Here is a 383-nt window from a genome sequence, read left to right on the forward strand (position 1 = left end):
CTTAAAGTTGGCTTGTTAGATGCGATTGTTGAAACAGACCAACTATTAGAATCAGCGATTAACACTGTTTCTCTAGCAGCCAATGAAAAACTCGATTGGCAGCTACGTCGTAAACAAAAAACATCAGCGCTTTCATTAAGCAAACTAGAAGCGATGATGAGCTTTACCATGGCGAAAGGCTTAGTTGCTCAAAAAGCAGGGCCTCATTACCCAGCACCTATCACCTCGGTTATCGCTATCGAAGAAGCAGCACGTAGCGATCGCGATGCAGCACTAGACATCGAGCGTAAACACTTCGTTAAGCTAGCGAAATCTGAAGAAGCGAAAGCATTGGTCGGCTTATTCCTTAATGACCAATACATCAAAGGCCTAGCGAAACAAGC

Annotated in this window: 1 pseudogene; it reads left to right on the top strand. The window is 44.1% G+C overall.

What is annotated here, in order from left to right:
* Window positions 1-383 (top strand): annotated as a pseudogene (fadB, locus tag AB4653_RS27935) (fatty acid oxidation complex subunit alpha FadB); the annotation flags it as partial.

The organism is Vibrio sp. 10N.222.48.A3 (genome assembly GCF_041475345.1).
In the GTDB taxonomy this organism is placed as follows: domain Bacteria; phylum Pseudomonadota; class Gammaproteobacteria; order Enterobacterales; family Vibrionaceae; genus Vibrio; species Vibrio tasmaniensis_A.